General features: G+C 29.6%; 19 protein-coding genes and 1 other RNA gene. 9 read left to right on the forward strand and 11 right to left on the reverse strand.

Going from position 1 to position 18,830, the window contains the following annotated elements:
- The first annotated feature begins 11 nt into the window (after positions 1–11).
- Positions 12–1,982, forward strand: a complete 1,971-nt coding sequence (locus Q4487_RS05035; RefSeq protein WP_303541193.1) for a DUF3858 domain-containing protein — start codon at positions 12–14, stop codon at positions 1,980–1,982.
- A gap of 104 nt (positions 1,983–2,086) precedes the next feature.
- A complete protein-coding gene (locus Q4487_RS05040) occupies positions 2,087–4,003 on the forward strand; it encodes a TlpA disulfide reductase family protein (RefSeq protein ID WP_303541191.1) in 1,917 nt (638 codons plus the stop codon).
- Positions 4,004–4,077: 74 nt separating this feature from the next.
- On the opposite strand, the gene Q4487_RS05045 is transcribed toward Q4487_RS05040, so the two are convergent.
- The gene (locus Q4487_RS05045) at positions 4,078–4,431 is read right to left on the reverse strand and encodes a DUF1801 domain-containing protein (protein WP_303541189.1); all 354 of its coding nucleotides are present in this window, start codon (positions 4,429–4,431) and stop codon (positions 4,078–4,080) included.
- Positions 4,432–4,512: 81 nt separating this feature from the next.
- Between Q4487_RS05045 and Q4487_RS05050 the strand changes: the two genes are divergently transcribed.
- The 4 genes from Q4487_RS05050 to Q4487_RS05065 are packed head-to-tail and all read left to right on the forward strand — an operon-like array spanning position 4,513 to position 6,592.
- Complete coding sequence (locus tag Q4487_RS05050) at positions 4,513–5,136, forward strand: hypothetical protein (protein WP_303541187.1); 624 nt, start codon at positions 4,513–4,515, stop codon at positions 5,134–5,136.
- A 2-nt stretch (positions 5,137–5,138) separates the two neighbouring features.
- The gene (locus Q4487_RS05055; RefSeq protein WP_100896624.1) at positions 5,139–5,429 is read left to right on the forward strand and encodes a transcriptional regulator; all 291 of its coding nucleotides are present in this window, start codon (positions 5,139–5,141) and stop codon (positions 5,427–5,429) included.
- Positions 5,430–5,486: 57 nt separating this feature from the next.
- A complete protein-coding gene (locus Q4487_RS05060; RefSeq protein ID WP_303541183.1) occupies positions 5,487–5,942 on the forward strand; it encodes a hypothetical protein in 456 nt (151 codons plus the stop codon).
- Between the two features lie 2 nt (positions 5,943–5,944).
- Positions 5,945–6,592, forward strand: coding sequence for a DUF1361 domain-containing protein (locus Q4487_RS05065; RefSeq protein ID WP_303541181.1), 648 nt, complete (start codon positions 5,945–5,947; stop codon positions 6,590–6,592).
- A gap of 1 nt (position 6,593) precedes the next feature.
- On the opposite strand, the gene Q4487_RS05070 is transcribed toward Q4487_RS05065, so the two are convergent.
- Positions 6,594–7,799, reverse strand: coding sequence for an NAD(P)-dependent oxidoreductase (locus tag Q4487_RS05070; protein ID WP_303541178.1), 1,206 nt, complete (start codon positions 7,797–7,799; stop codon positions 6,594–6,596).
- Positions 7,800–8,012: 213 nt separating this feature from the next.
- On the opposite strand from Q4487_RS05070, the gene ssrA reads away from it, so the two are divergent.
- Positions 8,013–8,408: a transfer-messenger RNA gene (gene ssrA, locus Q4487_RS05075) on the forward strand.
- 80 nt (positions 8,409–8,488) lie between these two features.
- On the opposite strand, the gene Q4487_RS05080 is transcribed toward ssrA, so the two are convergent.
- The 7 genes from Q4487_RS05080 to Q4487_RS05110 form a co-directional block, all read right to left on the reverse strand.
- On the reverse strand, positions 8,489–9,904 hold the full coding sequence (locus Q4487_RS05080) for a DNA/RNA non-specific endonuclease (RefSeq protein WP_303541175.1): 1,416 nt from the start codon (positions 9,902–9,904) through the stop codon (positions 8,489–8,491).
- A 174-nt stretch (positions 9,905–10,078) separates the two neighbouring features.
- Positions 10,079–10,726 carry a M23 family metallopeptidase gene (locus Q4487_RS05085; RefSeq protein ID WP_303541173.1) on the reverse strand — a complete coding sequence of 216 codons (648 nt, stop codon included), beginning with the start codon at positions 10,724–10,726 and terminating at the stop codon, positions 10,079–10,081.
- Between the two features lie 36 nt (positions 10,727–10,762).
- Entirely contained in the window at positions 10,763–11,698 is a 936-nt protein-coding gene (locus tag Q4487_RS05090; RefSeq protein WP_303541171.1) for a hypothetical protein, read from the reverse strand.
- 16 nt (positions 11,699–11,714) lie between these two features.
- On the reverse strand, positions 11,715–12,212 hold the full coding sequence (locus tag Q4487_RS05095) for a hypothetical protein (RefSeq protein WP_303541169.1): 498 nt from the start codon (positions 12,210–12,212) through the stop codon (positions 11,715–11,717).
- Between the two features lie 32 nt (positions 12,213–12,244).
- Complete coding sequence (locus tag Q4487_RS05100; protein ID WP_303541167.1) at positions 12,245–12,853, reverse strand: hypothetical protein; 609 nt, start codon at positions 12,851–12,853, stop codon at positions 12,245–12,247.
- Between the two features lie 149 nt (positions 12,854–13,002).
- Entirely contained in the window at positions 13,003–13,356 is a 354-nt protein-coding gene (locus tag Q4487_RS05105) for a hypothetical protein (RefSeq protein ID WP_303541163.1), read from the reverse strand.
- A 40-nt stretch (positions 13,357–13,396) separates the two neighbouring features.
- On the reverse strand, positions 13,397–15,316 hold the full coding sequence (locus Q4487_RS05110; protein WP_303541161.1) for a hypothetical protein: 1,920 nt from the start codon (positions 15,314–15,316) through the stop codon (positions 13,397–13,399).
- A gap of 338 nt (positions 15,317–15,654) precedes the next feature.
- Here Q4487_RS05110 and Q4487_RS05115 point away from each other — a divergent pair, with 338 nt between their 5' ends.
- Both Q4487_RS05115 and Q4487_RS05120 read left to right on the forward strand, forming a co-directional pair.
- Positions 15,655–16,164, forward strand: a complete 510-nt coding sequence (locus Q4487_RS05115; protein ID WP_303541159.1) for a LemA family protein — start codon at positions 15,655–15,657, stop codon at positions 16,162–16,164.
- Between the two features lies 1 nt (position 16,165).
- The gene (locus Q4487_RS05120; protein ID WP_303541157.1) at positions 16,166–17,344 is read left to right on the forward strand and encodes a DUF3137 domain-containing protein; all 1,179 of its coding nucleotides are present in this window, start codon (positions 16,166–16,168) and stop codon (positions 17,342–17,344) included.
- 95 nt (positions 17,345–17,439) lie between these two features.
- On the opposite strand, the gene Q4487_RS05125 is transcribed toward Q4487_RS05120, so the two are convergent.
- Positions 17,440–18,009 carry a hypothetical protein gene (locus Q4487_RS05125; RefSeq protein WP_303541155.1) on the reverse strand — a complete coding sequence of 190 codons (570 nt, stop codon included), beginning with the start codon at positions 18,007–18,009 and terminating at the stop codon, positions 17,440–17,442.
- Positions 18,010–18,120: 111 nt separating this feature from the next.
- Complete coding sequence (locus Q4487_RS05130) at positions 18,121–18,813, reverse strand: hypothetical protein (protein WP_303541153.1); 693 nt, start codon at positions 18,811–18,813, stop codon at positions 18,121–18,123.
- Between the last annotated feature and the right edge of the window lie 17 nt (positions 18,814–18,830).

Consider the following 18,830-nt stretch of genomic DNA (forward strand, 5'->3'; position numbering starts at 1 on the left):
TTACCAAACCAATGTTTAAAAACATCGTATTATTTTGTATTGCTTTAATAAGCACTACACAACTTGTTGCGCAAGAAAGTTACACATTTGGACAATTATCTGATTTTGATAAAAACTTTACTGTTTACGAAAAAGATAGTACAGCTAATGCTGTTGTACTTTATGAAAAAGGGAATAATCAATTCTTAGTAATTGATAACAAAATTTTAATCGAAAAAAAATATTATGTAAAAATTAAAATTTTAAAAAAAGAAGGTCTTGGTAATGCTAATATTATTATACCATTTAAATCTACTGAAAAAATTTCTGAAATAGTTTTTGATATAAACGCAATTACTCACAATAAAGATTCTCAAAATAATCTATCTCAAAGTGATATCTACCGAGTTGGTATCGGACTAAATTTAGGTGCGGTAAAATTTGCTTTCCCTAATGTAAAAGTTGGTAGTATTATAGAGTATGAATATACTTTATTGTCTCCATTTATTTATAATTTTAAAGGATGGGAGTTTCAGAGTAATATTCCAAAAATATATAGTGAATTTAATGCTAAAATACCCGGAAACTATAAATATAACAGAAGTTTAATAGGTTTTTTAAAGTTAGATATTAACGAATCTAAAAAAGAAAAGAATTGTTTTAATGTTGGATTTGCTTATGCTGCAGAATGTGAAGTTTTAAAATATGCTATAAATGATATCCCAGCCTTTGATCTAGATGAAGAATTCACTCTATCACCTCTTAATTATCTTTCTAGAATAGATTTTGAATTAGCTTCTACCGTGAGTTTTAACATAGGTAAAGTTCATAATTACACAGCAAGTTGGGAAGATGTAGACAAAGAATTTAAAAAAGATAAAAACATAGGTAGGCAATTAACTAAAAAAGGTTTTTTTGAAAAAAATGTACCAGAATCACTATTAACAGAGGGTGACTCTTTAACCAGAGCTAAAAACATTTTTAATTTTGTTAAAGATAGGTTTACTTGGAATAACAAGTATGGTATTTACAGAGACATTAGAGTAAAAAGTGCTTTTGATAATAAAACGGGAAATATAGGTGAAATAAATATATCTCTAATAAACTTACTTAACAGTGCTGGTTTAAAAACAGATTTAGTGCTACTATCTACCAGAAGTAATGGATTACCAAAAAAATCGCACCCCGTAATATCTGATTTTAATTATGTTATAGCCAAAACAGTAATTGGAGGTAAAACTTATTTACTAGATGCATCTGACAAGTTAATGCCATTTGGTATGCTACCTTACAGAGCATTAAACTACCAAGGTAGAGTAATGGATTTTAAAAACGATAGTTACTGGGAAACTATTACGCCAGAAGAAGATAATCAACTTTATGTTTTAGCTAACTTAGCATTAGATCCAGAAAGTCATAAAATTACAGGTTCCTACAATGAAATGAATAGTGGTTATTTAGCTATTGAAAGAAAAAAAGTTTTAAATAGTACTACAGAAGATGATTATTTAAACGATAAGGAAAAAGAGATTGGAGCTAGTGCGGAAATTGACGAATATAATTTAGTTGAAGAACAAAGCAATGAAAAACGTACTGTTGAAAATTTCTCATACACTAATAACACCATACTAGACCAAAATACATTATACATAAACCCGTTTTTAGTTAAGTCTTTTGACTCTACTAACCCTTTTACTGCCGAAGAGCGTAAATATCCAGTAGATTTTGGATTTAAACGTACTTATACATATGCGGCCAAAATAACTATTCCAACAGAATATACCATTGAAGAAATACCAAAAAATATTAACTTATCTCTACCTAACAAAGGAGGCAGATTGCAAATGTTGGTCAACTCAAAATCTAACTTAATTACAGTATCTTTTAAATTAATAATAAATAAAGAACAGTACAGTCCCAATGAATATTTTTCATTAAAAGAATTATTTAAACAAGTAACTAATGCTCAAAACAATTCTTTAATCGTTTTAAAAAAAGCATAACTTAATGTTAATTCGATAAAAAAAATCATAAATATTTCAGATTTAACTAGTTATTTTCTTACAAATCCAATACTTTTATCTTTCAATCAAAAATTAGATAAAGGATGAAAATCATAAAATGTTTATTTGCATTAGCACTTGTTGTGCTTAGTTTCTCTTGTAAAGAAAAATCTAAAGAAAATGGAGTTACTATTGGCTCTTTATACATTTCTAAAGCTACGCTAAAACCTGGTGACTCACTAGATCTTAAATACACAACAGATGCTAATGAAGAAGATATTAGTGCTTTTTATTATTACACTGTAGGCTCTAAAACCTACCCTGTAGATATTACGCTAAATAAAGCAGATAGTCTATACAAATCTACCATAGTTATACCAGACTCTGCTACTGCCGTAGCTCTAAACTTTAAGAATAAAAAAGAATTTGACACTAACAATGATAAGGGATATCTTTTTCCACTTACTACTTCTACCGGAGATACAATTCCAGGTGCAATAGCTGGTTTGGCTAATTACCAGTTAAGGATGGGTAATAATCTTGGTTTAAAGGTTGATGAAAAGATTGCTTTTGAAAAGATAAAGTCAGACCTGCTTTCTAATAAAGATTTACAAAAAGACTGGGATATGGTTTTTCCTAGAACTTATATAGCTAAAGATAAAGCTGGTGCAAAAGACTACATTAATTCTAGAGTAGCTTATTACAACAGTAAAACAGATTTATCTGAATTAGAATATAAAAATCTAGTGTCTTTATACCAGACCATTGAGAAAAAAGAAAAAATAGATTCTCTACAAATTGTAATGGAAGAAAAGTTTCCTACAGGGACTATGGCGCAACAAAAAGCTTGGTCTACTTTTTATAATGAACAAGACTACGATAAAAAAAAGGAATTGTTTGAAGAGTTTAAAACTAAGTTTGAAGCAAAAAGCAGGTTAAAAGATGTTGTAGCTACAAGACTTGCATCAGCTGCTATAGAAAACGGAAAAAAAGAAGAGTATGCAGAAATTATGGATCAAGTATCTGATAAAAGTATGTTGCCAAGCGCATATAATACTCTTGCTTGGAACTATGCAGAGAAAGGTGAAAATTTAGAATTTGCGTCAGAAATATCTAAAAAATCTTTAGACATAACAAAGCATGCAATTAATAATCCGGTTGATAAGCCTGTTTACATTACAAAATCTCAGTACATAGATAATATGACAAGTACTTACAATATGTATGCAGACACTTATGCTTTAATTAAGTATAAACAAGGCGAAATTGCAGAAGCAATTGCATACCAAAAAGAAGCTGTTGCAGATGGAAAAGACCCACAATTAAATGAGCGTTATGTTATGTTTTTAAATTCTGATAAAAAACACGATGCTATTTTAAAAGAAGCTGCATTATTTATTAAAGAAGGAAACACTACTGCTAAAATTAATGACTATTACAAACAAGCATATGTAGCAAAAAATGGTTCTGAAGATGGTTTTACAGAAAATTTTGAGTCTCTAGAAAAAGTTGGTTATGACAAGTTGGTTGCTAAAACCAAAGAAGAAATGATTGATAAAAAGCCTAAAAACTTTAAATTAAAAAATACAAAAGGAGAAACCGTAGAACTTGCTGCTTTAAAAGGTAAAACAGTAATATTAGATTTTTGGGCTACATGGTGTGGACCTTGTAAAGCTTCTTTCCCAGGAATGCAACAGGCTGTAAATAAGTATAAAGATAATGACAAGGTTGTTTTCTTATTTGTAGACACTATGGAAAGTGGAGATTTTGATACAAGAACCAAACTAGCAGGCGACTTTGTAAAAAATAACAACTACAGTTTTAATGTTGTAATAGACAATCCTGTAAAAGAAGGTAGTAGAGCTTACGAAGTAGCATCTAATTTTGAGGTTAATGGTATACCAACTAAGGTAATTATTGGCCCTGACGGAAATATAAAATTTGTATCTGTAGGCTATAGTGGTAGTACAGATAAATTAGTAAAAGAATTATCATTAAAGATTGACTTACTAAACTCGTAACCATTTACATTTAGTTATCAATAAGGCAACTCTAACCAGTTGCCTTTTCTTTTGCTTAGTTTTTAAAAGTAGATTTAGAACTTCTCGTTTCTAACAGTATAAGCATCACTTAAAACTGTTTCTAATACAGTGTTATTTACCTCATCTAAAGAAGTGTAGCGTAAAGATTTCATTTTTTTACGTCCATCAACAACCAGTAGCTCTGTATATTTTGTTAAATGTTGCCCGTTTTTAAAAACTAAGTCTACGTAGTTTTTATTACAGTTTAAATGACAAAACGGTTTGTCATCAATATAAAAATAAGGTAAACTATACTTAAATTTTAAGTCTACACTAGGCAGTGTACGAACTATAACTGCCTGTAAATGCATTAAAATAACTCTGTAATTTTCTGGTGCATTGTATATATACTCTTCTGCTGGTTTCATATTTTAAATATATAAATTTAAAAAAGGCTATTGCAAAATTGATTTATTTTAGTTTACTTTGTTTTTCAAAGTACTTTAAATATGGATTCTAAAAAATACTTAGACGACATTTCTGAGATTAAAAATATGATGAGCAAGTCGTCTCGTTTTATGTCTTTAAGCGGACTATCTGGAATATTAGCAGGTGTATATGCCTTAATTGGGGCATATTTGGCTCATAATATTATACACCCCATTAAAACAGAACCTAGCGAATTAAAACGTTTTTTTATGACGTTTGGAGCATTAGATAGTTTACTTATTATTGCCTTGATTGTTATGGTTTTAGCCTTAATTACAGGAACTATATTAACTTATTTTAAAGCCAAAAGAAGTGGTGAAAAAATGTGGGACGTATCTAGCAAACGTTTGCTACTAAACTTTTTATTACCGCTTGTAGTAGGCGGACTTTTCTGTTTGGTATTAATACAATACGAATACATAAAAATTGTAGCTCCTGCTACCCTTATTTTTTACGGGTTAGCCTGTGTTAATGCTAGTAAATATACCTTAGGCGGTGTACGTTATTTAGGTATTACAATAATTGCTATTGGTTTAATATCTACCCAATTTGTTGGTTATGGTTTGTATTTTTGGGCTTTGGGTTTTGGAGTTTGCCATATTTTATATGGATCTTTAATGTACTTTAAACACGACCGTAAGTAAATATGAGTATTATAAATAATATTAACAAAGCATTTGATCACCGTATTAGGCTAGGCATTATGTCTATTTTAATGGTGAATGATTATGCCGATTTTAATATGCTTAAAGAATTGCTAGGCGCTACAGATGGTAATATTGCAAGCCACACAAAAGCGTTAGAAAAAGTAGCATATATTAAAGTAGAAAAACAGTTTATAGGAAGAAAACCAAACACTAGATATTCTGCAACAAACTTAGGCAAGCTAGAGTTTAAAAAACATATTAACGCACTAGAAAAATTAATAGGAAAATAACGATTCTATTTTTTTGCATTTTTACTTTGAAATACAAAGTACTTTAAACAAACAACTATGAGAGCATTACTGTTAGAAAAATTATATGATTGGAGTAAAATACCCTACCAAAAGTTTTTAAAGAAAAACAATGCTTGGAACATAAAAATTAGCACATTACTAAACTATCCTAAAGACACTTTAGGTAATGGTTTGGGACTTTTTATAACCAAACATAATTTTGAATTACAAGACAAATTAGAAAGTCATGATGTGTTTCATGTACTAACAAATACAGGTATTACAGTGCCAGAAGAAGTAAGTATGCAGTTTTATCTTATGGGTAATGGCAAACGCAGTTTGTATTTATACTCTGTTGTTTTTTTAGGACTACTACTCTACCCAGATTATTTTAAAACATTTAAAAAAGCATACTATAAAGGCAGCAAGGCATTACAATTTCATCAACTAGATTTTTTAAAAATGCTGCATTTACCAATACAAAAAATTAAAACAACCTTTTTAATATCATAAATATGAAACAGAAATTAATTTTATTTATAAAATCAAATTTTAGCTTATTAGCCGCAATAAGTTTTGCCTTTTTAATTTTAGCGGTACGTATAAAAATTACAGGTTCTTTATTTTTTACTTTTTTAGTGTGGAACTTATTTTTGGCTGGTTTACCCTATTTATTTTCTCAGCTATTAAAGTACCTAAACAATAGTAATGGTAATAAAATACTGCAATTAGGATTTTTTGCAATGTGGATGCTATTTTTACCTAATAGCCCATATATTATTACAGATTTAGTGCACTTGCAAAATGAAAACTCTATAATGGTATGGTTAGATTTGCTTCTAGTTTTTGTGTACGCAATTATTGGTCTATTACTTGGGTTATTTTCTATGATAGATGTTTACCATGTACTTAAAAGCAAATACAACACTAAAAACGCCAATTTTTTTATGATATACTTATGCCTACTTTGTGGTTACGGCATATACCTAGGTAGGTTTTTGCGTTTTAACTCTTGGGATTTATTTACCAAACCACAGGTACTATTGTACAATATTGCACACAGTTTAACCAATTACAACGTATGGGCAATGACTTTTGCTTTTGGTGGCTTGCTATATATTTTATTTTGGACGTTACAGTCTAAACTAATTATAAAAAAATAAGTTAATCTGTACCATCTACATAGTCTTGTAGATAAGAAAACCTATCGGTTAACTTGCCATCTTTTGTCATTCTAGCACGTTCTAACACTCCGTCTTTATCGTTATTAAAAAAGGCGGGGATAACGTGTTTTATAAAAGATTCTCCAAAACCTACGCTTGCATCTCTTGGCAACTCGCACGGTAAATTATCTACTGCCATTACTGCAATAGCGTTAGGATCTTTATAATCTGTTTCTTGCTCTGTGTTGGGGTTATACCCATATACAGGATCTGCAATAGTAGATGCTTTTATTGTAGATGCTACAGGACCATTAATATCACAACTAACGTCTGCAACTACTTTAATTTTAAAATCTGGTTGCTTGGCATCTTCTCTTGTAAACAAATATGGTGCTCCGTCTCCATAAAAATGGCCAGCTATGTAAAAATCTGTTACTTTGGCAAACCTAAAAAAGTTAGATTTATATTCTGATGGATCTGCAAAAAACTCTTGTTTATTACTACGTTCACCATCTTTACGTGTGTTATAATCTAAAACGTCTATTTGGCAATATACAGGTATATTAAAATCATTTTTTAAGTATTCTTTTAAGCTTACTTGTTCTAAGCCCATACCGTCTAACATTTCTTTAGCTCCGTTACCTACACGACCTTTACCTGTTAGTAGTATTTTTATATTGGGAAGTTTAATTTTTTTTAATTCTGATATTAATTCTGCTTGATCTTTTAAGGTTTCGGCTTTTGGCAATGCAAATGTACCGTACTTTAGACCATAGGCTCTAAAACCGTTGTAAGCGCCAACAATACCTGCGTACCTACCAAATGCAACTAAACGTGTTTTTTTATTGCTTACAATAACCTCATGATCATAAAACTCTATGTTTTTGTCTAAAATTGCTTTTAGTAAGTTTCTGTTGTAAGGCTGCTTTTTGATGGTGTGCGAAAAGAAAAAATATTTTTTATTTGGTATTAATGCGTCTATTGGTACTTCTTTTACACCAATTAACACATCACAATTTTCCATTTCTTGCGTTACGGTTACATTATTATCTGTGTATTCTGAATCTTTATAAACCCTAATGTCTGACGGTTCTACCAATACTTGGGCTTGTGGGTAAGTAGTATTTACTTTTTTACAGGCTTGTGGTGATAGCACTACTCGACGGTCTGGCGGGTTTTTGCGTTCTTTAATAATTCCGAATTTCATAGAAAATTGTTTTGTAACTTAAACTTTAAGTATAGTTGTAAATGTAACATATGACAAGATGACAAGCAAAACTTTTTTTGGAATACTTTTTGAACTACCTTTGCCGACCGCGTTAGGGATAGTAGCGACATCTTTTTTAAGTTCTTCATTTTTTAGAACTTAAAAAAATATAGCGAATAGCCCGTTAAAACGCCATAATAATTACTTAAAATTGGGGCCGACTGGTTTTGACAGCGAGACTAATTGAACGGTAAGCACGTCGTGTAATGGCATTGAAACACGTTAAAGGCTAGACCAAATTTTTAAACGGCGAGAATAACTACGCTTTAGCTGCATAATCTGAATTATAGTAAGATTGGCCTAGGTACACAAGGTGTACAAGCTTTATGTCTCCGGAAAGCCTTTGTTGACGGCGTTCCATTTTGAGGCATCGTAAATGTCAATATAGATTAGGTAGCGCTTTGATGCCTTTTTGAAACTAAAGAAGATAAGTTATAAGTGGGTTGTCTTTAACCAGCTTATAAACGAAAACCCAAGAAAAGAATAAGCGTGTAGAAAGCTCTTTAATTACTTGTTTGGACGAGGGTTCGAATCCCTCCGGCTCCACAACAACAATTAGGTTGTAAAAACTTAAAAACCTGCTCGTTTAATTGAGCAGGTTTTTTTATTTTAATAACTGTATTTTACTATTAACTAATAGGTTCGTTGTCTACTGTTGCTTCTAATACATTTTCTATTGCGTCTGGAATGTTCTCTAGAATATCATACCCTGTTAGCTGCTCTATATTGTCTACTGTAGTTAAAAACTGTGTCCAGTCTGTACTAATATATTGGTTGTTAGGTACATTAATGGCTATTACTCTGGTTGATGTTGTTACACGGTTTATGTCATTGGTGCCGTTTGGCAATATTAATGCTACTTTCCAAAAAGAATCTGGAACTGTTATTTCTCCGTTAGAAATTGTAGTAAAATAACCATTACTACCTATACCTCCAGTGCCTGTAACTCCTGCTATAATGTGTATCTCGTTTCCGTTTTGTATTAAGGTTCTTAAATAATTCTCGAAATTAGCCCATGACTTTCTGTTATTGTCTGGTGCTTGCGGTGCTATGTTTGTCATGTAATAAGTACTTTCATTAGAATCTGGATCTCCGTTTCTATCTGCTGACGGACAAATATGACCACGGTCAAAACCAGAATTTGTATAGTCGCTACTGGTTGCTTTAAAAAAACTACTTGGTAAATCTTGATCTGATTTAAAACAGTTACAACGTGTTGCTGTTCCTGTCCAAGCTGTGCTTAAATGCCAACTAACCCAATTTGGGGTTCCGTTACTATTGTTATATGACAATGCAAAATCTGGTTTAGACAAAAAATAGTTATTGGCTGTACTTGCTGCATTAGATGGGTTACCAAAAGTGATATTACTATCTATATCTGGGTTTGTATTATTTAGTGGAGCTGCATCTATTTCTATATTATCTATATTAATTCTGCTACTACCACCAGATATTTTAAAAATTCCGTAGCGTACACTTGTGGTATCGTTAACCTGAAATGTAACTGTATTTAATGTGGTTGAGTTTGATGTAACTGTTGCTCCTACTAAGTACCAAGAGGCTCCATTATCATAAGACGCCATTAGCCTCCAGTCTGAAGCACCGTTGGTACCATAAACAGCGTGGCGTATACGAACAGTACTTGCGCCATTATCCATATTAAAATTCATTACAGCATAACCATTATTTCTAATGCGTATAGATTTACTACCATATTTTCTGTCGTTTGCTAATGAACCAATAAGCGCATCGTTTAAATACCATATACCAGAAGAAGGTATATTAACAGTATTGGCTGCGTAACTACCCTTAGAGGCAGACTCAAAGGTTTCCATAAAACTCTCTGTTTTTTGAGATTTAGAAATGTGCTTATGAGATCCGTGATTGTCTTGGTTATAACTTTTTACGTCTAGTTCTCCGTTTATAACTATTGTTTGCGGATTGTTAGGCTCATAAACTTGACTAGAATCGTCTGTTGTACAGCTACTAATTAGTAATGATGCTAATACAACTACATAGGTAAACTTAAATTTTGAATGTTTCATTAAAGTAGGTTTTAAATGATTGGGACATCAAATGTAGTCATTTACCTACTTTAAATATGTTTTTACTTATAGTTTAACATTAATATTTTATCATCTTAACATTTAGCATAACACTACATATCAGACATTTACAACAAAAAAGAATTATATATGTAACTGGCAAACAAATTACACTTACCTATTTTTATTTATAAATTTAGTTGGATCTAAATAGCCTTTTTTAGTATTTGAATATCCTGGGCCTACTGGTAAATTTATATCTTCTCTTACCTCTAAATGTAAGTGCGCTAAATATTGACCATCTGCATTGCCAATTGTTGCTATTTTTTGTCCTTTTTTAGCAAACTCCCCTTTTTTAACTATAATAGTATTGCAGTGTGCGTATAACGACTCTACTATTTTACCATCTGCTTTAAGGTGCCATACTCTTATTATTTTTCCCCAACCACCTCCTATATCTTCTGCAAAGTTTACATAGCCATTTGCTATGGAATAAATGGGATCTCCTAGGTCTGTGTTGCCACCAGTAACGGCATTCCAGTCGTCTCCTAAATGGTTATTTTCTCCAAATACTTGCGCATTGTAATACCCTTTTGCATTTGGTTTACCAACAGGGAAATTAAAATTAGTTGCTATATAGTCTGTTTTACTTTTAAATATATTTTTAACCTCTTGCTCTTTACTTAGGATAGGCACAACCTGCTCTTTTACTTGCTCTTGTTTTTGCTTGTTCTGTTCTTGTTTTTCTTGACCTTTAGAAAAAGTACAAGCAGCGCATAGTAGTAATAGTAGTGTATATTTTAGAGGTCTATAATTTATCATATTAAATTAGCCAAGCGGTTCTTATAGGTTTAAATATTATTTTACATCCTTAGATTTTATTACACCGTTTGTGCTCTTATATTTTTTGTATGAGTTAATTTTTCCTGTATCATAAACATATTCATCATAATAATCTTGTGTAATATGATACACAAAATAATGTCCTTGAAACGGTTTATTATTTTTGTATTTACACGTCACAAATTTACCCGTAAACGGATTTAAACTTTTTTTTAGGGTAAGAACATCATTTACAAATGTATTTTCTGTTATTAATTCACCTTCATAAAATATGCTTTGTACTCCGTCTTTTTTTTTGTCCTTGTAATGGGTATGTGTAACTTGTAACCAACTCTTTTTAATATCTAATCCATTTATAGGTTCATTATCTTTATATATACCAAATCCTATTTTATTGCCCTTACTAGTGTACCAATACACGCTATCCTTTTCTTTACCATATACTGTTGTAGCTAAAGGGTAAAAATCGTTTGGTGACAAAAATTCTATTCTCTTGGCCGTTACACCATTTTTATACAAATATTTAACTGTTGCAGCCTTATATATACCATTGTATACATCGCCATTTTTATATTCACTAGTATATTCTATTTTACCGTTTTTTAAATAAACCGTAGTTTTTCCTTCTAATATTCCGTTGACATAGTTAGCTGTATTTGTTTTTCTTCCTTTTTCATCATAAAAGGTAATTTTACCTTCCATAACTTCTTTTTCTAGGTTAGAAAAATGACCGTTCATTTGTAGCACACCATTTATAAAATAGTCTTTTACGTGAAAAAGAGAATCGTTTTTTTTGGTTACAAGCCTATAAAATTCAGCTTTATCCTTGGTTGTTTGTTTCCAATTCTTATCAAAATAAATTTTTGATTGGCTATAGGTATTCTGAAAAAGAAACAAGCATACAAATACCATTACAATTTTTTTTAGACCTCTGGTTTTTATATTATTCATTGTAATTCTTTTTTATTTAAATTGATAGTCCTTCTAAATTTACCTCATCTATAAGTTTCACTAGCTCATACTTTTTAAGCAAGAAAATTAAATACTTCCCCATTTGTTTAGAACAGCTACTTTTATAGTTATTTTTATTTTGAACATCTTCTACATCTATATTTCCTGTAATTGAAGAAATACGTACTTGAGCTGCTATTTTACCTTTGTAATACATTAGAAACACTAAATTGTAATGATGCAACAATGCTCTAGATTGATCGTATGATTCTGGCCTTTTCAGCTTTCTTATAAATATATCTTGGTCTTTTTTACTTAAAAAAGCATAACCTAATTCTTTTTTGTATTCCTTAACTTTTGTTCCTGGAGTAGACATTTCTTTAGACTGTATATTCCAAATTGAAAACTGAATACTATCTACTGCAACGGGTATTAAATTTTGTTTAGGTTTATCTACTTGAGAAAAACAAACTGAAGAAATTAATAACAAACATAAAATTAGTATCTGTTTCATATTTTATAAATTAGTTAAAAACATCTATTTCTTTACTTAAATACCAAACTATCTTGTGGTTTACACTCTTGATATGCTTTAAACATTGTAATATAATTTACAACACCTAATTCATTATAAAGAAACAATATTCTAGTTTTTTTAAAACAATATTCCAATGAATAGTTACTTTCACTAATAGGTTTTCCCAGTTTTTCTTTTACTTCTACTATGTTAGACTTACCTAGTATAATTCCGTTATAAAACTTTGCTTTTGCATTGTCTAATTTTATGTTAGTTAATACTTGCTCTTTAGGTTCTGGTGTACTTTCTACCCAGCTTTTATTAAAATTTAATTCTATACCTAAAGTATCATTTTTAATAGTAGTACTAGAGCTCCACATTGGACTAGAATTTCCACAGCTTAAACTACCATGTTTAGTTTCTGTAAAAGCTACTTGGTTTTTCTTTTTAAAACCTGAGTAGGTTAAAGTGTCAATTTTTAAATAAGATATTGTAAAGTCTTTATTAATTAGTAAAGTATCAGTCAACTTTACACTATAATTAGCTTCTTGTTTTTCTGTTTCTATAACTTCTTCTTTTCCTTTATTACCACAAGAAAGTAATAATAAAAGCAGTATACAAAGTATGCTATTCTTCATTTAACTAATTGTTTTTAAATGTCTAGGGTAACACCTATCAATTCTAATTAAAACAATAATAAGTAGACTTTTTAAGTCAACATAGCGGCAATTAATATTCGTAAGGGTGTGTTGTATATTTAAACTGGTTATTTAAGTCCTTTTGAGTTCTACTCTTTAATAACTCCGCCTAGCAGTATGCCAACCACGCCTGTAATTATATAGAATGGCAATCCTAAAAGTAAAAACACAGAAAAATCTTTCCAATTACTTACAGAGCATATTATTAAAAATAATAGTGTCGAAAAAAAAGGGTAAAAAAAAAGTTTTAGTTTAGATCTATATATACCCGTAGTTGCATAACAAACAGGTATTAAACTTATAATAACAGGTGCAACAAAAGTGAATATAAAGTTCTCAATAGAAACATCAAAACTCTCTTTTAAAACTCTTAAAACAACTCCGTAAAGCACAGCTAAAAGTATACCTGAATAACTTTGTATTTGTATCTTTTTTATAAGCATAGTTCTAAAATTAACTACTTACTCTGCTATAAACTTATTCTTAAAACTGACTAAGCTGCTCCATAAAATACTTTTTTAATGCATACAAACGAGAAGTTAAATTAGTATTTACCTCTTCTGTATTTGATATTTCTGTAATGATATACAAATAAAGCTCTAGATCATTTTTATCTAATTTATTGTTAACCTCATCTCCAAAAATTAATTTTCTTAAGGCTGCTGTTTTGGTAGAAGTTGTACTCTCTTTGTTATTTCTTTTTATACGCTCTAAATTTTCAATAAGATTTTCAACCATAAGATCTCCATTTTTAAAATCTTTTATGGCATACGCATTTTTTGCAATAGATGAAATCATAAAACTAATATCTGCGTAAAGGTCTTTTGGATAAAAATTTGTAAATGCATCTAGCACCTCTTTACATCTTTTAATATCTCCTGTTTCTTTGTAATGATTAGTGAGGGTTTCAAAAGAAGATGTATAATTTATTAAAACAGAAAGCTCAGTTTTTGAGCTATTTTTAGTGTTTTTATGATATTGAAACTCATCTACTAAAATAGCATAGGTTTTATCTGCATCTATACCTGCTACATAATTATCATTTTCTATTTTGTTTTTAGGATTAGCTGTTATTTTATATGCAAAACCAGATTTCTCTAAATAGTTAGACACTACAGGCAACTCATTAAATGTACAGTAAACAGGTCTTGTTTTTATATTTGACGCTATAATATCTAACGCAAGTAATTCTCCCTTAACTATATAATTTGTTTTATACTTAAGTTTTAAGGTATCTTGATTTATAGCAATAGCTATTTTATTTGTAGACAATTTAGCATTCTCTTTTGCTTTTTTATAAACTACAGATGAGTCTTTTGCATTTATTAGTTGTAGTGTACTTTTTAAATCTAAATACTTATTATCATTTTTATCCTTATCGAAAACCACATAAGACAAATTCTCTTTTGCATATGCATCTGGTTTTAGTGTAAGCCTAATTGGTGATGAAGCCAAAACCATATCATCTCTTAAATGGTTTACATAACTATTTTGGTTTAGTAAACTTGTATTTACAATAGCAACGTCTTGGCGGTGTTTTAGCTTTGCTTGTGCGTACATAAACGGAAATGTATCATTATCTCCTGTGGTAAATAAAATAGCATTAGGTTCTAAAGAGTTTAAATAGTTCTTTGCATAATCCATAACAAAATCTGTGTACAAACCATCTGGCAAAAATGCTAAAGCCTCTACCTGGTTTTGGTAAATACTAAGGTTTAAATAAGCATCAACATACTCGTTATCTAATTTATTACAAATGGTACCTACAACTGTTGGATAATCTGGATTTTTTTGACAAAGTATGGTATAATTTTCTATAGCCTTTTCTTCATAATTAATATATGTTTTAAGCTGCTCTTTTGTAAATTGATTTTTACCAGATTCTAAAAATTTAAATTGTTCTTTAGTATCTCCAAATTCATAACTATTGTTTAATAAATGACTTGCACTGGCACTGTATGCTCTTCCTAAAGCATAGTATTCTAAATCTGTTAAGTCCTTTTTGTGCTCTAAAAAAGCAATAACATCTTTAGCCCAACCCACATAACCATAATAAGGCAACACATTAAATCTTTCTTTATAGTAATAAGTTAAATGATAATTAGCATACTCGGCATTTAACGCTTTACCTTTAGGAAAATTTAACTCTTGGTATGTATTGTTAGAAGCACTCCAGAACAAAGTTGTTTTTTTATAATCATTAGTATCATAATTATACTCTTGAATATAGTAACCCTCTTGTTTTTTAACAAATCTAATCTCATCTGTACCCTGCTCCTTCCGTAGATCATAACTTGTAAAGAACGTAGTTACTACATCATCAAAAGAAGGAAATTTATGTTGTGCGCTCTTGCAGCTAACACAAAAAATGAAACACAATAAAAGAATGCTTTTTTTAATCATTTGAGAAATGTATTTTTTTAAATATATTTTTTAACGAATACCAATACTAACAATAGCAAAGCAATTACCAAAATAGCAATTAATATTCGTAAGCGTCTGTTATATATTTAAACAATACTGTTTGCTGCGCTTAATAAAGCTAAAAACAATGTTGCTTAAATTAAAGTTATAATCATAATTGTAGAAGAACTATAATTGTTTATTCTTAACCAAAAAGAAAGAAACTTCTTATAATTATTGTTGTGCAATCTAAGTAGGTTTTATAAATTGACAATTTATTTTAAAACTAAACTAACTGAAAAAATTAAACAGAATAGCACAACTAATATTTTAATATAATGATTTGGACTTACAATAGAATAGTTAAATATAAAAACCACATTAAATTTTCTAAACAAAACATAGACGTACAACTTAAAAAAAGGTTTGAAGCTTTACCCAATATAGCAACTACTGTAAAAAAGTACTTAAGCCACGAAAATGAGATTCATACAAAAATTACTAAGCTAAGAAGCAACTACACCACTACAACTGGTTCTGAAAAAATAGCAGTAGAAAATCAACTTTCTAAATTACTTGGTAATTTATCAATCAGTTTTGAGAATTATCCAGAATTAAAATCTAACGATTCTGTTATTCACTTACAACGATCTATAAATGAGTTTGCAGAACAAATTTCAGCTTCACAAAGAGCATATAACAACTCTGTACTAACCTACAATGACGCTATCTCTACTTTTCCAAGTAATATAATTGCCTCAATTTTTGGGTTTAAAGAAGAAATTTATTTAAAAATTATTTCTGATGAGCAAGAAAGAGAAAACCCTAACATAAACAACCTGTTGTAATATGAACCAATTTACAGAACACTTTAACAAGGTAAAAGCAAAAGCTAAATTTGTTAAACCTCCTTCTAACATTTCAATTATTATACCTATAATTTTAATGCTTTCCTCTGTATTTACTTTTTTTGTATTTATTATCTGTTTGTTAATATATTTAATTGTTTCCATATTAACATTTGACAATGATTTTATAGGAAGTTTGACTTTTATAACTTTTACCTACTCTATAGTAGCTACTGTTATTGCAATAGTAATTTTTAAGTCTTACACTAAACAAAAACAAAGGTTTAAAAACACTAATATCTATCGCAGAGAATTTAAAATAAATATTTTACCACAAATAATTGCGTCTAAATACAGCAATATAAATTACCAGTTTGATGGAATGATTGATGAAGAAAAAATTATAGAATCTTCCTTTTTTTCTCCAAAAGTTTTAGACGATTTAAAAGAAAGATGGTTTTTCGGAGATGATTATTTTTCAGGTAAAATTAAAGATGTAGATTTTGAGTTTTGTGAGTTGTATTACAAATCAGAAGGGATGACTAATTTGGGTTGGGGCATACTTGTTTTAGCTTTAATTTTGCCTGTAGCTCTTTTACCAGAAATTCCGACACCTGTTTTTGATGGACTAGAAAATATGGCTGAATCTATTGAGCCAGTAAACAACTCCAATAACACTCCCAAAACAATAGATAAGACTAAAGTAGATGAGAGGGCATTTTTGTATGGCAAACAAACAAATTTTAGAGGTCTTTTTTTATTTGCTGATTTTCACAAAAATTTTGAAGGTACTGTAAACATTAAAACCAGAAAAAAGTTTAGTAAAAAAATGTTTGCTAAAGACCAACTTAAAACTATTAGAGTAGAAAACAGCGTTATTAACAAAAAGTATAAAATTACCACTACCAATGAACAAATGGCATACTATGTTTTAAGTCCTAAAATTATTGATGCTATAGACCGATTAAACAAAAAATTAGGCGAAAAACTATCTATGACATTAAAAAATGGCAAACTATATTTAATAATGCCAATGAGTAATGATTTGTTTGAGAATATAACTATTAAAGAAAAACATATAAAAGTAAATTCTGTTGAAGAAATACAAAACGAATTAAATATTATTGCCGACTTAATTAATGAACTTGATCTTAATACTAAAATATGGTCTAAAGCATAAATTAGATTTTAAATAAATTCTAAAAAGGTAGTCAACAACAGAAAATTTGTTAAACTACCTTTTTTATTGCTATAACTAATTGCTAAACTTAATTATCAGGCTATTTTAATTACTCTACATTTTTGGCATAATGGGTAACTTTCTAGTAAGGGTTTTATGCGAGTATGCATCTCGTTAAAACTTTCTCCATACAAATAAAGAGCTGTTTCTTTGCCCTCCCAATAACTAGCAATATGTCCTGTTTTAAAATCGCCCAATAAACGCTCTATTTCCTCGTACACATAATTTACATCACAGTTTTGATAAACTTCATCATCTAAATCTGTACTATTTAAATACAGTCCTAAACCTTCTTGTTTTCCTAAAGGAATGTTTTTAACATCCTTATTTTCTTCTTCTGGGTATATAATTAATTTTGATCCAATAGGCGCTAACATAGCTTCAACCGCTTCAATAATTTTTTTTATATTCTCGTCAGAACTATCAGAAATACTTAATTCAATATCACAAGATTCTATTTCTCCGTTTGGAGCTTGTAAAGTACCTCCACCAGTAGTTTCTGCCTTAAAGTCTAACGTATCTAATATTTCTTGTAATGCATCCTCTAAATCATGACGGTGCATTGGCTGTAATTTTGCGTTTAAATTTAATGTCAAATTTGTCATACTGTCTACTATTTATTTAGCCAATAATAGTAATAGTAATCAAACTACTAAAGCGGCAATTAATATTCGTAAGCGTGTATTCTATATTTATAACAAAATTATTTACCACTCTTAATAACTTATCTCCCTAACTTCTAGTTTACCTATATCGTTTTTATTAAGAGAATTTTCAGACAATCTTTTGGTCCAATTACCATTTTTATCAAATGCTAAATACTTGTATTTTATATTAGATATAGTATCCTTATTTTTATTTATGGCTACTTCGTTTTTAATAAATTTATCATCTGTATAATAATAAAAATGTGAATCTATTTTATCTCCGTTTACAAGAGTTACTTTAGAAAACCTATCATTTTGCTTTTCAACTCTAATAGAAAATAATAACTCGCCATTAGTAGCAAAAGATTCCTCTAAAATTAAAGAATCAGACACATACTTTATTATGCTCTTGTTGCGTAAAATATTGTCTTTGCTATAATGAAAAGATTCATAGTTTTTATCTTTAGTATACTTAGTTGTTGTGCTACTAGTTCTGTTATTTTCTGCGTTTAAAGTAATAGATTTTGTAAACCTTCCTAAACTATCAAAACTAACAATTACGGTATTTAACAGACTAAGTTCATCTTCTTTAATTACGCTACTACTAAAATTAGCCTTATATGTTTTTTCTTTTAGAGATTTAGCTATACCTGTAAGTTCAAATCTATTCCATTCACTTGTAGTTTCGACTTGTTTTTGCTGATTTACAAAAGCACAACTTAATAGCAAAATTAAAAGTAACGTAATTAACAACTGCCTCATTATTTGTTTTTAATGTT

This window comes from Cellulophaga sp. 3_MG-2023, assembly GCF_030546975.1.
Lineage (GTDB): Bacteria > Bacteroidota > Bacteroidia > Flavobacteriales > Flavobacteriaceae > Cellulophaga.

Bases quoted from the DNA above. Each gene is read 5' to 3' on its own strand.
- Q4487_RS05035 (WP_303541193.1), top strand. From the start codon at position 12: ATGTTTAAAAACATCGTATTATTTTGTATTGCTTTAATAAGCACTACA.
- Q4487_RS05040 (WP_303541191.1), top strand. From the start codon at position 2,087: ATGAAAATCATAAAATGTTTATTTGCATTAGCACTTGTTGTGCTTAGT.
- Q4487_RS05045 (WP_303541189.1), bottom strand. From the start codon at position 4,431: ATGAAACCAGCAGAAGAGTATATATACAATGCACCAGAAAATTACAGA.
- Q4487_RS05050 (WP_303541187.1), top strand. From the start codon at position 4,513: ATGGATTCTAAAAAATACTTAGACGACATTTCTGAGATTAAAAATATG.
- Q4487_RS05055 (WP_100896624.1), top strand. From the start codon at position 5,139: ATGAGTATTATAAATAATATTAACAAAGCATTTGATCACCGTATTAGG.
- Q4487_RS05060 (WP_303541183.1), top strand. From the start codon at position 5,487: ATGAGAGCATTACTGTTAGAAAAATTATATGATTGGAGTAAAATACCC.
- Q4487_RS05065 (WP_303541181.1), top strand. From the start codon at position 5,945: ATGAAACAGAAATTAATTTTATTTATAAAATCAAATTTTAGCTTATTA.
- Q4487_RS05070 (WP_303541178.1), bottom strand. From the start codon at position 7,799: ATGAAATTCGGAATTATTAAAGAACGCAAAAACCCGCCAGACCGTCGA.
- Q4487_RS05080 (WP_303541175.1), bottom strand. From the start codon at position 9,904: ATGAAACATTCAAAATTTAAGTTTACCTATGTAGTTGTATTAGCATCA.
- Q4487_RS05085 (WP_303541173.1), bottom strand. From the start codon at position 10,726: ATGATAAATTATAGACCTCTAAAATATACACTACTATTACTACTATGC.
- Q4487_RS05090 (WP_303541171.1), bottom strand. From the start codon at position 11,698: ATGAATAATATAAAAACCAGAGGTCTAAAAAAAATTGTAATGGTATTT.
- Q4487_RS05095 (WP_303541169.1), bottom strand. From the start codon at position 12,212: ATGAAACAGATACTAATTTTATGTTTGTTATTAATTTCTTCAGTTTGT.
- Q4487_RS05100 (WP_303541167.1), bottom strand. From the start codon at position 12,853: ATGAAGAATAGCATACTTTGTATACTGCTTTTATTATTACTTTCTTGT.
- Q4487_RS05105 (WP_303541163.1), bottom strand. From the start codon at position 13,356: ATGCTTATAAAAAAGATACAAATACAAAGTTATTCAGGTATACTTTTA.
- Q4487_RS05110 (WP_303541161.1), bottom strand. From the start codon at position 15,316: ATGATTAAAAAAAGCATTCTTTTATTGTGTTTCATTTTTTGTGTTAGC.
- Q4487_RS05115 (WP_303541159.1), top strand. From the start codon at position 15,655: ATGATTTGGACTTACAATAGAATAGTTAAATATAAAAACCACATTAAA.
- Q4487_RS05120 (WP_303541157.1), top strand. From the start codon at position 16,166: ATGAACCAATTTACAGAACACTTTAACAAGGTAAAAGCAAAAGCTAAA.
- Q4487_RS05125 (WP_303541155.1), bottom strand. From the start codon at position 18,009: ATGACAAATTTGACATTAAATTTAAACGCAAAATTACAGCCAATGCAC.
- Q4487_RS05130 (WP_303541153.1), bottom strand. From the start codon at position 18,813: ATGAGGCAGTTGTTAATTACGTTACTTTTAATTTTGCTATTAAGTTGT.